Source organism: Synechococcus sp. WH 5701 (genome assembly GCF_000153045.1).
Taxonomy (GTDB): Bacteria; Cyanobacteriota; Cyanobacteriia; order PCC-6307; family Cyanobiaceae; genus Regnicoccus_A; species Regnicoccus_A antarcticus.
On the sequence record NZ_CH724160.1, the window covers coordinates 474,439 to 487,391 of the forward strand.

General features: G+C 68.5%; 12 protein-coding genes. 4 read left to right on the forward strand and 8 right to left on the reverse strand.

The features are described 5' to 3' along the window. Positions 1-12 precede the first annotated feature (12 nt). The 3 genes from WH5701_RS12455 to rpmI are packed head-to-tail and all read right to left on the reverse strand — an operon-like array spanning position 13 to position 1,292. On the reverse strand, positions 13-636 hold the full coding sequence (locus WH5701_RS12455) for a tetratricopeptide repeat protein (protein ID WP_006172774.1): 624 nt from the start codon (positions 634-636) through the stop codon (positions 13-15). Between the two features lie 51 nt (positions 637-687). After that, positions 688-1,035, reverse strand: coding sequence for a 50S ribosomal protein L20 (gene rplT, locus WH5701_RS12460; RefSeq protein WP_006172775.1), 348 nt, complete (start codon positions 1,033-1,035; stop codon positions 688-690). 56 nt (positions 1,036-1,091) lie between these two features. Beyond that, complete coding sequence (gene rpmI, locus WH5701_RS12465; protein ID WP_006172776.1) at positions 1,092-1,292, reverse strand: 50S ribosomal protein L35; 201 nt, start codon at positions 1,290-1,292, stop codon at positions 1,092-1,094. 93 nt (positions 1,293-1,385) lie between these two features. On the opposite strand from rpmI, the gene WH5701_RS12470 reads away from it, so the two are divergent. Next, positions 1,386-2,945 (forward strand): SpoIID/LytB domain-containing protein, encoded by a 1,560-nt coding sequence (locus WH5701_RS12470; protein WP_050751543.1) that lies wholly within the window; start codon positions 1,386-1,388, stop codon positions 2,943-2,945. A gap of 55 nt (positions 2,946-3,000) precedes the next feature. Further along, a complete protein-coding gene (locus tag WH5701_RS12475) occupies positions 3,001-4,392 on the forward strand; it encodes a glycosyltransferase family 2 protein (RefSeq protein ID WP_006172778.1) in 1,392 nt (463 codons plus the stop codon). 11 nt (positions 4,393-4,403) lie between these two features. Here the strand turns inward: WH5701_RS12475 and WH5701_RS12480 are convergent, their stop codons facing one another. The 5 genes from WH5701_RS12480 to tig all read right to left on the reverse strand — a co-directional run bounded on the left by WH5701_RS12480 (position 4,404) and on the right by tig (position 10,498). After that, positions 4,404-6,227: a DNA polymerase III subunit gamma/tau gene (locus WH5701_RS12480; RefSeq protein ID WP_006172779.1), complete on the reverse strand. Its 1,824-nt coding sequence runs from the start codon at positions 6,225-6,227 to the stop codon at positions 4,404-4,406. 34 nt (positions 6,228-6,261) lie between these two features. Beyond that, positions 6,262-6,942: a lecithin retinol acyltransferase family protein gene (locus WH5701_RS12485; protein WP_006172780.1), complete on the reverse strand. Its 681-nt coding sequence runs from the start codon at positions 6,940-6,942 to the stop codon at positions 6,262-6,264. 83 nt (positions 6,943-7,025) lie between these two features. Continuing rightward, the gene (gene clpX / locus WH5701_RS12490; RefSeq protein ID WP_006172781.1) at positions 7,026-8,366 is read right to left on the reverse strand and encodes an ATP-dependent protease ATP-binding subunit ClpX; all 1,341 of its coding nucleotides are present in this window, start codon (positions 8,364-8,366) and stop codon (positions 7,026-7,028) included. Between the two features lie 89 nt (positions 8,367-8,455). After that, positions 8,456-9,097, reverse strand: coding sequence for an ATP-dependent Clp endopeptidase proteolytic subunit ClpP (gene clpP / locus WH5701_RS12495; protein WP_006172782.1), 642 nt, complete (start codon positions 9,095-9,097; stop codon positions 8,456-8,458). A 48-nt stretch (positions 9,098-9,145) separates the two neighbouring features. Next, complete coding sequence (gene tig / locus WH5701_RS12500; RefSeq protein ID WP_006172783.1) at positions 9,146-10,498, reverse strand: trigger factor; 1,353 nt, start codon at positions 10,496-10,498, stop codon at positions 9,146-9,148. A 403-nt stretch (positions 10,499-10,901) separates the two neighbouring features. Here tig and WH5701_RS12505 point away from each other — a divergent pair, with 403 nt between their 5' ends. Together WH5701_RS12505 and dapA are read left to right on the forward strand one after the other, a co-directional pair. After that, positions 10,902-11,972, forward strand: a complete 1,071-nt coding sequence (locus WH5701_RS12505) for an aspartate-semialdehyde dehydrogenase (protein WP_006172784.1) — start codon at positions 10,902-10,904, stop codon at positions 11,970-11,972. Positions 11,973-12,025: 53 nt separating this feature from the next. Beyond that, the gene (dapA, locus tag WH5701_RS12510) at positions 12,026-12,892 is read left to right on the forward strand and encodes a 4-hydroxy-tetrahydrodipicolinate synthase (RefSeq protein WP_050751588.1); all 867 of its coding nucleotides are present in this window, start codon (positions 12,026-12,028) and stop codon (positions 12,890-12,892) included. The last annotated feature ends 61 nt before the right edge of the window (positions 12,893-12,953 follow it).

Genomic DNA, 12,953 nt, shown 5'->3' on the forward strand with positions numbered 1-12,953 from the left:
GAAGAGGCAGCCTTAGGACGCTTTCTTCTGACCTGAGGCGTCGTTCTTGGTTGAGGCTGAGCGCCCGGTTGTTGGGGCCATCCCCTGGGCCGGACCAGCCGTTTCAACGGTCTCGGCTGGGAAGCGACGATCGAGCAGCTTCAGGCGCTTGCTCGTGGTCTTGTTGCCGGGATCAAGGGCCAGGGCCTGGCTGTAGGCCTGGCGGGCCTCCTCGGGCAGAGACTGGCGCTCGAGGGCATAACCCAGGTTGTTCAAGGCCACGGGATAATCCGCTTTGGCCTGCAGGGCCGACTTGTAGTGACGGATGGCTGCGGCATGGTTGCCCTGGGCCGCCAGAGCAAAACCCAGGGCGTTCTGCATCAGCGCCCGTGCTTCACCCGGTTCGCCGTCTGAGCGCTTCAAAGCCAGTTTGAGCGTGTCGACGGCCTGGTCGTAGAGACGCTTGCGCAGCTGCACCGAGGCCAGCTCGTAGAGCGTGGCGGAATCCTTGGAGTCTTCCTTGACCTTGATCTCCAGCTTCGCCAGGCGAACTTCATCAGCGCGCACACGCCAGACCTGCAGGCCGATCACCACGGCCGCCCCCCCCAGCAGAACGATCAGGCCGATCAGATAGGCCTGTGGAAGGAGAAGGTCCATCGGGCCTGCGGGGGTTGGCTAATGCGCGAAGTTGATTCGGGGAGCCTGAGGTCAGGCGCGGGCGGCGCCCACCACGTCGCTGAAGCTGCCGGGATCGGCCAGGGCGAGCTGGGCGAGCATCTTGCGGTTCAGCTGCACATCGGAGCGCTTGAGACCACCGATCAGGCGGCTGTAGCTCAGGCCGTTGAGGCGAGCGGCGGCGTTGATGCGGGCAATCCAGAGGCGACGGAAATCGCGCTTGCGCCGGCGACGGTCGCGGTAAGCATTGCAGAGGGCCTTCATCACCCGCTGGTTCGCGGTGCGGAAGAGGCTGCCGTTGCTGCCCTGGAAGCCGCGGGCGAGGCGGAGGACCTTGTTACGGCGTTTACGGGCGACATTGCCCCTCTTGACGCGGGCCATGGAAATCTCTCAGTTGAACGGTGGGAATCAGGAGCTGCCGGCTTTCGCCTGGCTTCTCAGCCTGCGTAGGGGAGCATGCGGCTCACGTTGTCGGCATCGCGCTCATCGACGACCGCCATGGTGCCGAGGTAACGCTTGCGCTTGGGGCTCTTGTGATCGAGCAGGTGGTTGTGGAAGGCGCGCCGACGCATGAATTTGCCAGTGCCGGTCACCTTGAACCGCTTGGCAGCTGCTCGGCGGGTCTTGAGCTTCGGCATGTCTGGCGCCCGTTCACAAACAACCAAAGTACGACGTGGATGCCCCTTCCGCCAACTCCCCCAGGATCATCCCCTCGGCCGTACGGTTTTTCGATGAGATTCCCCGCTCCGCCCTCACCACTCTTCCTGTCCCGTCTGGCGCCCCTCGCCATGGGCCTCGGCAGCTCCCTGCTGCTGGCCCCGGGCTGCCGTGCCATGCCCGCGGCGGCGTTGCACTGGCCCACCTCCCCTCGCCCCGCCATCGAGCGCAGCCAGCCGGTGCTCTGGGTCGCCCTGGGTGCCCGGCTGGGGCCGGCCCCTGGGATGGCTGCCGCCAAGGCGGCGCCACTTCTGTTGAAGGCCGCCGCCGGCAGCCTCGAGCTGGAGGACGCCAGTGGCCGCAAGCTCCAGGGCCCCAGGCTGAGCCTGCGCTGGCGGCAGCGGCCCCTGCCGGAGCCCCTGCTGCTCGAGCGCACCGTGCTGGGCCCCTTCCCCAGTTTTGAAACGGCTGATCAGGCAGCCTCGGCCTGGCGCCTGCTTGGTGTGGAGCCCGTGATCGCCCATCCGGCGGAGTGGGAAGTGTGGGCCCCCCCCCGCACGGCTCCGCCCGAGGGATTCAAGGCCAGGGCCTGGACGCGGGAGGAGACAACCCGCCTGGAGCTGGAGGCCACGGCAGCCGACGGCAGCGTGGTGGCGTTGCAGGGTCCCCTGCGCCTGAAGGTCCCGCAGGGCTTGCGCTGGGGCAAAGGAGTGTTCCAGGGACCCTTCCGCTTGCAGGCCAACGCCTACGGCGGCTGGAGCCTGATCGAGCAGGTCCCCCTGGAGCGCTATCTGCTGGGGGTCGTTCCCCATGAGATCGGCGCTGGCTCCCCAGCGGCGGCCCTCGCCGCCCAGGCCGTTCTCGCCCGCACCTGGGCCCTGCGCAACAGCCATCGCTACGACGTCGACGGCTACCACCTCTGCTCCGACACCCAGTGCCAGGTGTATGCCGACCCGCGCCAGGCCGGCGCCGCCGTGCGCCGTGCCGTTGAGGCCACCCGCGGGCAGGTGCTGAGCTGGCAGGGGCAACCCATCCACGCCGTCTACCACGCCAGCAACGGCGGCATCTCGGCCGGATTCGAGGAGGTCTGGAGCGGCCCGCCCCTGCCTTACCTCCAGGCCCGCCCCGATGGGCCGCCGGCCTTTGCCCAGCGCTTCGGGGTGCCCCTGCCCGCCGCCTCCTTGGCGGAGCTGCTGCGCCAGGGAGGCACCGCCTATGGAGCGGGCCATCCCCTGTTTCGCTGGACCCGGCAGCTGGATGTCACCCGCATCCGCCAGTCTCTGGAGAAAGGACCTGGCGGGGTTGGAGAGCCGAGGGAGATCAAGGTGCTGGAGCGCGGCCCCAGCGGCCGGGTGCTGGCCCTCTCGGTGGTGGGCAGCAGCGGCCAGCGGGTGCTGCGCCGCGACGCCATCCGCCGCACGTTCCGGCAACTGCCGAGCACCCTCTTCGTGCTCAAGCCCGAGGGGTCCGGCCGCTGGAGCTTCATGGGTGGTGGCTTCGGCCATGGCGCCGGCCTCTCCCAGCAGGGGGCCATCGATCTGGGCGGTCGCGGCTGGAGTCAGAACCGGATCCTGGCGCACTACTACCCGGGCACCGAGCTGGTAACCATCGAAGCCCTCAGTGGGGGCCTTTAGAGTTCGCCCTGACGCGGACCAGCCACGCCGGCACGGTTGCCATGACGGAGTTGCCATGACAGCCACCGGTTCCAGCCCCAGGGGGCGTCGCGGCAAAGCTGCCCTGTTTGTTGTGCTCTGCGGCTGGGCCGGGGTGGCGCCCCACTGGCTGGAGCCGCCCCGCAGCCTTCTGCCAGCCGCCAGCCTCACCCTTCTGCTGGGCGCCTATGTGGTGCGCACCGTGCTGGGACAGCTCTGGCGTCGCAACCCGCCGCAGAGCTCAGCCGACGGCCCCTGGCCGGGACCCTGGCCATCCGTGGATGTGGTGGTGGCGGCCCGCGACGAGCAGGCCGTGGTCGGCCGTCTGGTGGAGCGGATCAGCCGCCTGCGTTACCGCCATGGGGTTCTGCGCCTCTGGGTGGTGGACGACGGCAGCGAGGACCGCACGCCTGAGCTGCTGAAGGCCCTCGAGGCCAGCACGCCGATGCTGCGGGTGCTGCGGCGCCCCCGCCATGCCGGCGGCGGTAAGTCGGGGGCCCTCAATGCGGTGCTGGAGCAGCTCGAAGGCCGCTGGATGCTGGTGCTCGACGCCGATGCCGGCCTGCAGGAGGATCTGCTCGAGCGGTTGATCCCCCAGGCTGAGCAGGGCAGCTGGTCGGCGATGCAACTGCGCAAGGCAGTGGTGAATGCAGGCTGCAACCTGCTGACCCGCGCCCAGGCGATGGAAATGGCCCTCGATGCTGTGGTGCAGGAGGGCCGGCTGGCCGGCGGCGGTGTGGCGGAATTGCGGGGCAACGGCCAGTTGCTGCGCCGGGAAGTGATCCTCCGGGTTGGCGGCTTCAATGAGGACACCGTCACCGACGACCTTGACCTCAGTTTTCGCTTGTTGCTGGCCGGTGAGCCGGTGGGCGTGCTCTGGGATCCCCCCGTGGAGGAGGAGGCGGTGCTCACCATTCCGGCCCTCTGGCGCCAGCGTCAGCGCTGGGCGGAAGGTGGCCTGCAGCGCTTCTTCGACTATTGGCCGGGGCTGATCTCGGAACGCCTGAACCCCGCCCAGAAGCTCGACCTCACCAGCTTCTTTCTGCTGCAGTACGTGCTGCCGATGGTTTCGGTCGTCGACCTGCTCGCCGCTTTGGTCAGCCGCACCGCCCCCACGGTCTGGCCCCTGTCGATCGTGGCCCTCGGCCTCTCTGGCGCAGCGTTCGTGGCCGGCTGCCGCCGCCCCAGCGAAGGTCCTCCCCTGCCGGCGATGAACCCCCTGGCGGCCGCGCTGGGGATCACCTATCTCATGCACTGGTTCGTGGTCATCCCCTGGGTCACCCTGCGCATGGCCCTGCTGCCCAAGCGCCTGGTCTGGGCCAAGACCCAGCACCTGGGGGGCGACAGCGGGATCGAGGCCAGCGCCGATGACCTCCCCATCGATCCCCTGGCTGATCCGCTCTCGGATCCTTCCACCCAGGCCTCCTGAGCGGGTCCGCTTCACTCCTCCAGGCTCACCACTTCGCCGTTGAAGAAGTCGGCCAGGCGGCGGGCCTGGTCATCGAGCGGTTGGCGCTCAGGCCGATCAGGGGTTGGGTTCGGCGCTGCCTTCACAGGAGCAGGAGATGGCGTCTGGGCAGCGGCCATCGCCTGGGGGGGCGCTGCCTGGGAAGTCGTCGCCTTGGAGACCACCGCTGCTGCAGACGCTGAAGGGGCGTGATCCAGGGGTGGTGCCGTGGGCGGCCCCACTGGTGGTGTTCCAGTGGGCTTGGCCACCATCGGTGGAGTGACCACCACCGGGCTGCTGGGCTGGTCGGAGGCCTCCAGCAGCACCTGGCGGGGGCTGCCCAGGGCCTGGCGCAGCGCCGACTCCAGCAGGGGCAGGCGGCTCTGCACCATGGCGATCCACTTGCTGCTGACCCGCACCACCGCCCGCTGGCCATCGAGGCGCAGCAGGGAGGCCTGCTGGGAGAGCAGCATGCGGGTGGAGGGCAGCTCCAGGCTGGAGAGAATCTGCTGCCAGAGCTCCCCGAGATCCTGGTGGTCCGGGCCGGCCGCAGGGGCGTTGGAGGGAGCTGGGCTGGCTGGGGCGACGACTGGAGCCGCAGGAGGAGCTGCTGCTGCTGCCTGGGGGGCTGTTGGCGTTGCCTCGGGCACCTGGGGCTGGGGCTGAGCCGTCGGGGCTTGGGGCCGTACCATCGCCGGGACGGCGGCGGCAGCCGCCGGCTCCGCCAGCAAACCCAGCAGCAGCACCTCGAGCCAGAGCCTGGGTTGGGCGCTCTGGCGCAGCTGCTGTTCGCTGCCCTTGAGCAGCGCCTGCCAGCTGAGCAGCCGTGCCTTGCCGATGCGGCGGGCCTGCTCGGGCAACAGCGGTTGCAGCTGGGTGCTGACCGCAGTGAGCTCCAGCCGGTCCGGGGCCACCCCGGCCAGCACCAGATCCCGCAGCAGGCTGGCCAGACCCTGCAGCACGGCCCCGGGCTCCCGCCCCCGTTCGAGCAGGCGCCGGCAGGTCTCGAGAATGCCCACGGGATCGCCCTCTCCCATGGCGGCCACGAGCTCCAGCAGCTCCTGCTCCGGCACGGCGCCGAGCAGGTCCCAGACCGCCGTGGCCTCGATCGGTGCGCTCAGCAGACTGAGCTGGTCGAGCAGGCTCTCGGCATCGCGGAGGCCCCCCTGGGCCCGCAGCGCCACCACGTGCAGAGCTTCGGGGGTGATGCCGATCTCCTCTTCGCTGGCGATGAAGCGCAGATGGCCCTCCAGGGCCTCCAGGGGAATACGGCGGAAATCAAAGCGCTGGCAGCGGGAGAGGATCGTCGGCAGCACCCGCTGGGGATCGGTGGTGGCCAGCACGAACACCACCCGTGGCGGGGGCTCCTCCAGGGTCTTGAGCAGGGCGTTGAAGGCGGCGGTCGAGAGCATGTGGCACTCATCGATCACATAGACCTTCCAGCGGGCCTGCACCGGCGCGAAGCGGGAGCGTTCGATCAGCTCGCGGATGTTGTCGACGCCGGTGTTGGAGGCGGCATCGATCTCGATCACATCGAGGGCGTTGCCAGCGGTGATCGAGCGGCAGAGCTCACAGCTGCCGCAGGGGTCGGGGGTGGGTCCTGCTGCCGTGAGGCAATTGAGCGACCGCGCCAGGATCCGTGCGCTGGAGGTCTTGCCCGTGCCCCGGGGCCCGCTGAACAGGTAGGCCGGCGCGATCCGGTTCTGGCGCAGGGCACTGGTGAGGGTGGAGGCGACCGCCTCCTGCCCCACCAGCTGGTCGAAGCGCTGCGGCCTGTACTTCTGGGGCAGGGGCAGGTAGGCACGGGCCTGGGTCATGGAGGCTGCTCCCCGGACGGCCTGGCCCATGAGGCTACTCAGAGGGTTTCGCGGCCAGCAGGCGCTCCAGGCGGTCTTCCATCTCCTCCACCTCCTCAAGCTGGTCGGCCAGGTTCTGGGCCGCCAGGCGCAGCTTGGCGAACGGCTCCGACGCGCTGTCTCGGCCTTCCCCCCAGCGGGCCTCCGCCCGGGCCAGCTCCGCCTCCAGCTTCTGCTGCAGCTTCAGGCGCAGACCATCGAGCTGCTCCAGGCTCTGCAGTGCCAGGGTCCGGCCCTTCTCCAGCTGCTCCCCATCCAGGTTGAGGCCCTGCCTGAGCAGCAGGCGCACGGCGGTGATCAGGGCTGCCGGCACCAGCTGGCCGAGCATCAGAGCTCCGAGGCTGCCGGTGTGCAGCCAGCCCTCCACCTGGGCGCTGCGGTGACGACCGGTCTTGCACCAGATGGCGAAATGCTCGCAGTTGTTGAAGATCAGGTTGTAGCGCTGCTCACCCAGCCGGCCCATGGCACGGCGCAGGGTCATGCCCGCCGCAGAGATCTCGTCGGGGTCATAGGCCACCACTGCCACGGGTTCACCGCGGCTGAAGTCCTCGAGGGGTGAGCGCAGGATCGCCCGGCCCTCCAGGTAATGAGCCACGCTGCCATCCCCCAGGTCGATGCCGTGGTGGTTGAACAGCCCATGCTGCCGGGGCACCTGGAGATGGTCGGCGGCTGCCATGGGCCGTGATCGCGGGGCAGGACCGCTTTACCCTGCCGCCGGGATTGCGCACGGAGCAAGGAGGGTCAGGGGTGGATTGCCGTTCAGGCCGATTCCTGCTGGCTGACGACGTTGGGATAGGGGAGCACCTTGGCCTTGCTGCGTTGCTCCACCAGCTCGCGGGTGATCGTGAACGAGCTGACCTCGTTGTTGGAGGGCAGGTCGTACATCAGATCCAGCATCAGCTCCTCGACGATGCCGCGCAGGGCACGGGCACCGGTGCGGCGGCGGTGGGCCTCGTGGGCGATCGCCTCGATGGCGCCGGGCTCGAACTCCAGGCGCACGCTGTCCATGCTCATCAGCGTCTGGAACTGCTTGACGAGGGCGTCGCGCGGTTCGGTGAGGATCGACTCCAGGGAGCGCACATCAAGGGGTTCGAGCACGGCGCTCACGGGCAGCCGGCCGGTGAACTCCGGGATCAGGCCGTAGCGCACCAGATCGTCCGGTTCGAGGTGACGCAGCACGTGGCTGGCCTTGAGTTCGCGATGGCCGCGGCCGCGGCCATCGGCCGGCAGGAAGCCGATCGAATTGCGCCCCAGGCGCCGCTGCACCACCTCTTCGAGGCCGACGAAGGCGCCGCCGCAGATGAACAGGATCTGGCTGGTGTCGATCTGGATGCAATCCTGGTAAGGATGTTTGCGGCCCCCCTGGGGCGGCACGTTGGCGACGGTGCCTTCCAGCATCTTGAGCAGCGCCTGCTGCACGCCTTCGCCGGACACGTCGCGGGTGATCGAGGGGTTCTCGCTCTTGCGGGCGATCTTGTCGATCTCGTCGATGTAGATGATGCCGCGCTGGGCCTGCTCCACATCGAGGTCGGCCTTCTGCAGCAGACGCAGCAGGATGTTCTCCACGTCCTCACCCACATAGCCCGCCTCGGTGAGGGTGGTGGCATCGGCCACGGCGAAGGGCACGTCGAGCAGCTCGGCCAGGGTCTGGGCGAGCAGGGTCTTGCCGCAGCCGGTGGGGCCGATCAGGAGGATGTTCGACTTGTGCAGCCGGGTGGCGCTGCGGTCGGTCTCGCCCTTGCCGTCCCCTTGCCAGGCCAGGCGCTTGTAGTGGTTGTAGACCGCCACCGAAAGCACCTTCTTGGCCTCGTCCTGGCCCACCACCTGCTGATCGAGGAAGGACTTGATCTCCTGGGGTCTGGGGATGCTCGCCAGGGTGGGGGCGGGCTTGCTGCTCTTCTTGACGGCTGGTTTGCGGCCGTGGTCGCCGCTGGGCCTGGCGCTGCCGTGGCTCTCCACCAGCTCCTCATCGAGGATCTCATTGCAGAGATCGATGCACTCGTCGCAGATGTAGACCCCGGGTCCGGCGATCAGTTTGCGCACCTGCTCCTGAGACTTGCCGCAGAACGAGCACTTGAGATGGGCGTCGAACTTGGCCATCGGGCTGGGGCGTCCTGGTCAGGGGGTGGGGCATGGGCCGGCCTTCCAGGATGGGCCGGAACCTGAGGTCCGTCAGCAGACCTTAAGGATCAAACCGTGGTGGTGTCATCCACGACACGATCGATCAATCCGTAGCTGACGGCTTCGGGCGGAGACAAAAAGTAGTCCCGGTCGGTGTCCTCCGCAATCTTTGCGAGGGGCTGGCCGGTGTGCTCCGCCATCAGACCGTTGAGGGTGTCCTTGAGGAAAAGGATCTCCTTGGCCTGAATCTCGATGTCGACAGCCTGCCCCTGGGCGCCTCCGAGGGGCTGGTGGATCATGATCCGCGCGCTGGGCAGGGCCATGCGCTTGCCCTTGGTGCCACCCGAAAGCAGGAACGCCCCCATGCTGGCCGCCAGGCCATAACAGATCGTCACCACGTCGGGAGCCACCTGCTGCATGGTGTCGTAGATGGCCAGCCCGGCCGTGACGGAGCCGCCAGGTGAGTTGACGTAGATCTGGATGTCCTTCTCGGGATCTTCCGCTTCCAGGAACAGGAGCTGGGCCACCAGGGAGTCGGCCACCTGATCGTCGATGCCTGTGCCCAGAAAGATGATCCGCTCCCGCAGGAGGCGGGAATAGATGTCGAACGCCCGCTCGCCGCGCCCCGACTGCTCCACCACGGTGGGCAGCACGCCTGGCGAGGCCTGCCAGCTGTTGTGGATCGGATGGGAGCGAAGGGCTTCGATCACGCGGCCGGGGCAGGGGGAAACGGTGCAGGCATTCAATCTATGGCGGTCTCAGGCCTGGTCGTCGGCGCCGGCAGCAGACTCGGCCTCAGGGGCTTTCTCCGTGAGGGTGCTGTTGGCCTCGAGCCACTCCAGCAGGCTCTCGCGCAGGAGATCTTCGGCCACGGCTTCGCGCAGCCGCAGCGGATCGATCGAACTGGTGTCGCTCAGACCCTGAATGACCTCCTTGACCTTGGCCTCGATGGCGTCGGCCTCCGGGCGGATGTCTTCGGCTTCGGCCAGGGCCTTGAGGGCGAAACTGCGCCGCAGCCGCTGCTCGGCCTCGGGGCGGGAGCTGTCCATCAGGCTGCGCACCAGATCGGGGGTGAACAGCTTCTTAACATCCATCCCTTGCTGGGCGATCTGGGAGGCGGTCTGCTCGATCAGCGAGCGGATCTCCTGCTGGATCAGTGTCTCGGGCAGGTCCACCTCGAGCTGCTCCACCAGTGCCGCCAGCAGGGCGTCGTGGCGGCTGCTGCGGGCCCGCCGTTCGGCGTCCTCGCGCAGGCGGGTCTCCAGATCGGTCCTGAGCTCCTCGAGGCTGTCCTTGTCACTGGCCTCCTTGGCGAAGGCGTCATCGAGGGCTGGCAGTTCGCGCGCCTTGAGTTCCTTGAGGGTGATGCTGAAGCTGGCCTCGCGGCCCTGGGCCTCCTCCTGGGGGTAGTCGTCGGGGAAGCGGCAGCTCACCTCGCGCTCCTCGCCCACAGCCATGCCGAGGATGCCCGCCACGAAGCCGGGGATCATCCGCCGCTCCTCGAGTTCCACCTCCATGGCGTCGGAGCTGCCGCCCTCGATCGCCGCGCCGGTGTCGACGAAGGTGCCGCTGAAGGCCACCACAGCCACGTCGCCAGTGGCGGCGGGCCGATCCTCCACCGGCACCAGGGTGGCCAGCTGGCGGCGCGATTGCTCGAGCATCTCCTCGACCCGTGCGGGGTCGTAGCTGATCAGCTCGGCTTCGGCCGTGAGCCCTTTGGTGGCTTTGAGGCTGGGGGTGGGTTGCACATCCAGCTCAAGGGTGAGGGTCAGGTCTTCACCGGGGCTGAAGCGCTCCAGCAGGGCCTCGAAGCCCTCGCTCAGCTCGGGGCTGCTGAGGGCCTCGATCTTCTCCTGCTCGAGGGCATCCCGCCAGACGCTGTCCACCAGGTCTTCGAGGGCGGTGGCCCGGATCCGCAGGGGGCCGATCTGCTGGAGCAGCACCGGACGGGGCACCTTGCCCTGACGGAATCCGGGCAGACGCACACTGCGGCTCAGCTTCACCACCGCGGCCTCGTAGCTGGCCTGGGAGCGGCCGCCGGGGACGGCCACCTCCAGCGCCAGCCGGCTGCCGGGACGGGGGCTGGTCTTGACCTTCAGGGCGGAGCTCATGGAGAAACGGCCGGGGCGCGGGGATGCAGCCCCCGATCCTATGAACTCGTGCTCCGGCTCATCCCGCGGACCCTCCTGAGGCCTGGGCAGCGTATTGTGTGCGCAACGACATGTGGTCGTTGATATCCGCCAGGACCATTCGGTTCCACTTCGAGCCTCCGGTCCAGCGTGCACAGCTCCCTCCGCCCCACGGAGCGTGACACCGGCCCAGGCTCCCAAAGTCTTTCCCGTTCCTCTGCAATCCTTCCCGCTTCCCTCCTCCTTTCACTGATGGCTCAGCCCCGCTCAGCGGGTTCAGCCTTGCCTGCGGCCGTTGCGTCCGTCTTCAGCCGAGCCCACGTCTGACCCACTGGTCTGCTCCAGGCCCAGCCACCTCAGCCAGCGCTTTCACCCCGTCCTGCCGTTGTCAAGCACCGCCTCCTTTCAACCACTTCCCAACCGTCCCCTGACGGTGGCGGTGCTCGGTGCGACCGGCGCCGTGGGGCAGGAGCTGCTGACCCTGCTGGAGGAGCGTCGCTTCCCAGTCGGTGAGCTTCGGCTGCTGGCCTCCCCCCGCTCTGCCGGACGCCGGCTGGAGTGGCAGGGCCGCGAGGTCCCCATCGAGGCCGTCGACGCTGCCGCCTTTGAGGGGGTGGATGTGGTGCTGGCCTCCGCTGGTGGGTCGATCTCACGGCGCTGGGCGCCGGTGGCGGTGGCGGCAGGCGCGGTTGTCATCGACAACTCCAGCGCCTTCCGCCTTGATCCTGAGGTGCCGCTGGTGGTGCCTGAGGTGAACCCGGAGGCGGCCCTGGCTCACCGGGGGATCATCGCCAACCCCAACTGCACCACGATCCTGCTCACCCTGGCCCTGGCGCCCCTGCAGGCCTGTCGTCCGATCCGTCGTGTGGTCGTGAGCACCTATCAGTCGGCCAGCGGTGCCGGGGCCCGGGCGATGGAGGAACTGCGTGAACTCAGCCGCACTGTTCTTGATGGGGGTGAGCCGGTAAGCGAGGTGCTGCCCCACTCTCTCGCTTTCAATCTCTTCCTGCACAACTCCCCCCTGCAGCCCAGCGGCTACTGCGAGGAGGAGCTCAAGATGCTGCACGAAACCCGCAAGATCATGGCTCTGCCGGAGCTGCGGCTCTCGGCCACCTGTGTGCGGGTGCCCGTGCTGCGGGCCCACTCCGAGGCAGTGAACATCGAGTTCGAGCAACCCTTTCCCGTCGAGGAGGCCCGAGCCCTGCTGGCTGCGGCTCCTGGGGTGGAGCTGCTGGAAGATTTCGCCGCCAACCGCTTCCCGATGCCCACCGATGTCACCGGCCGAGATCCGGTGGCGGTGGGGCGCATTCGCCAGGACCTCAGCGACCCCAATGCCCTTGAGCTCTGGCTCTGTGGTGATCAGATCCGCAAGGGGGCGGCCCTCAACGCCGTGCAGATCGCCGAGTTGCTGCTCGATCCGGCCTGGCGCATGGCCGCCGTCGGAGGTGCCGTTTGAGCATCACGGTTGAACAGGCCATCACGGGCCAACCGCATCCGCCCTTCGGCCGGATGTTGACCGCCATGGTCACCCCGTTCAGTCCCGATGGCGCGGTGGATCTTGAGCTGGCCGCGCGCCTGGCTGAGCATCTGGTGGATCACGGCTCCGACGGACTGGTGCTTTGCGGCACCACCGGCGAGTCCCCCACCCTGAGCTGGCAGGAGCAGCACGAGCTGTTCGAGGCGGTGAAGCAGGCCGTGGGTGGCCGAGCCCTGGTGCTCGCCGGCACGGGCAGCAACTGCACAGCCGAGGCCATCGAAGCCATCGGACGCGCGGCCGAGGAAGGCGCTGATGGGGCCCTGGTGGTGGTTCCGTACTACAACAAGCCGCCCCAGGAGGGGCTCGAAGCCCATTTCCGCGCGATCGCCCAGGCGGCCCCCGGCCTGCCGGTGATGCTCTACAACATTCCTGGACGCACCGGCTGCAGTCTCGAGCCCCGCACCACGGCCCGCCTGCTCGATCTTCCCAACGTGGTGAGCTACAAGGCCGCCAGTGGCAGCACCGATGAAGTCAGCCAGCTGCGGCTGCTCTGCGGCGACCGGCTGGCGATCTACAGCGGCGACGATGCCCTCACCCTGCCGATGCTGGCCGTGGGTGCCGTCGGCGTGGTGAGCGTGGCCAGCCATCTGGTGGGGCGCGAGATCCAGCGCATGATTTCTGCCTTTTTCGCCGGCGAGCTGGCCGCGGCCCTGGCCCTGCATGAACGCCTGCTGCCCCTCTGCCGGGCCCTGTTCGCCACCACCAATCCGATTCCCGTCAAAGCCGCCCTTGAACTGGAGGGCTGGCCCGTGGGGTCCCCCCGTCTTCCGCTGGTCTCCGCCGACAGCGACGTCCGTGCCCGATTGACCTCCGCTCTGGCTGCCCTGCGTCCCACCTGACGCCATGGCTTAGCTCCAGCGCAGTGCGGCCTGGAGTTCTCGCAACAGCAACACTCCGATT

Bases quoted from the DNA above. Each gene is read 5' to 3' on its own strand.
- WH5701_RS12455 (WP_006172774.1), bottom strand. From the start codon at position 636: ATGGACCTTCTCCTTCCACAGGCCTATCTGATCGGCCTGATCGTTCTG.
- clpX (WP_006172781.1), bottom strand. From the start codon at position 8,366: ATGGCCAAGTTCGACGCCCATCTCAAGTGCTCGTTCTGCGGCAAGTCT.
- rplT (WP_006172775.1), bottom strand. From the start codon at position 1,035: ATGGCCCGCGTCAAGAGGGGCAATGTCGCCCGTAAACGCCGTAACAAG.
- rpmI (WP_006172776.1), bottom strand. From the start codon at position 1,292: ATGCCGAAGCTCAAGACCCGCCGAGCAGCTGCCAAGCGGTTCAAGGTG.
- WH5701_RS12485 (WP_006172780.1), bottom strand. From the start codon at position 6,942: ATGGCAGCCGCCGACCATCTCCAGGTGCCCCGGCAGCATGGGCTGTTC.
- tig (WP_006172783.1), bottom strand. From the start codon at position 10,498: ATGAGCTCCGCCCTGAAGGTCAAGACCAGCCCCCGTCCCGGCAGCCGG.
- WH5701_RS12470 (WP_050751543.1), top strand. From the start codon at position 1,386: ATGAGATTCCCCGCTCCGCCCTCACCACTCTTCCTGTCCCGTCTGGCG.
- dapA (WP_050751588.1), top strand. From the start codon at position 12,026: ATGTTGACCGCCATGGTCACCCCGTTCAGTCCCGATGGCGCGGTGGAT.
- WH5701_RS12475 (WP_006172778.1), top strand. From the start codon at position 3,001: ATGACAGCCACCGGTTCCAGCCCCAGGGGGCGTCGCGGCAAAGCTGCC.
- WH5701_RS12480 (WP_006172779.1), bottom strand. From the start codon at position 6,227: ATGACCCAGGCCCGTGCCTACCTGCCCCTGCCCCAGAAGTACAGGCCG.